Source organism: Mesorhizobium sp. M7A.F.Ca.CA.002.09.1.1, assembly GCF_003998555.1.
In the GTDB taxonomy this organism is placed as follows: Bacteria; Pseudomonadota; Alphaproteobacteria; order Rhizobiales; family Rhizobiaceae; genus Mesorhizobium; species Mesorhizobium ciceri.
This window is the reverse complement of record NZ_RZRR01001543.1, coordinates 1-538: the sequence shown is the minus strand read 5'-3', so window position 1 is coordinate 538 and position 538 is coordinate 1. Positions and strand designations below refer to the sequence as shown.

Genomic DNA, 538 nt, shown 5'->3' with positions numbered 1-538 from the left:
GTCCTCGGCCTTGTCGATGGCGGTAGCGTCGGCGCCGATCATCTCGACATTGTAGCGCTCGAGCACGCCCATGCGGCGCAGCGACAGAGCGGTGTTGAGCGCGGTCTGGCCGCCCATGGTCGGCAGCAGCGCGTCGGGCCGCTCCTTGGCGATGATCTTGGCCACCACTTCAGGCGTGATCGGCTCGATATAGGTGGCGTCGGCCAGTTCCGGGTCGGTCATGATGGTGGCCGGGTTGGAATTGACCAGGATGACGCGGAAGCCTTCCTCCTTCAGCGCCTTGCAGGCCTGCGTGCCGGAATAGTCGAACTCGCAGGCCTGGCCGATGACGATGGGGCCGGCCCCGATGATCAGGATCGACTTGATGTCAGTGCGTCTTGGCATGTCAAAGGTCCGTTCGGCGGGCGGCTTGCACAAAAAACCGGGACGGGAAGACCCGGCCGGTTGTGCTCGCGATTCTGGTATCAGGCTAGGAGGGCCTTATAGGGAAGAGTTTTGACTGATGTAACCCCGAAAATGCGAGGTAGGGGAATAGGGG

General features: G+C 62.5%; 1 pseudogene. It reads right to left on the bottom strand.

Annotation, left to right across the window (positions count from 1 at the left end):
• Positions 1-384, bottom strand: a pseudogene (locus EN994_RS34550) (carbamoyl phosphate synthase large subunit); the annotation flags it as partial.
• Positions 385-538: the final 154 nt, after the last annotated feature.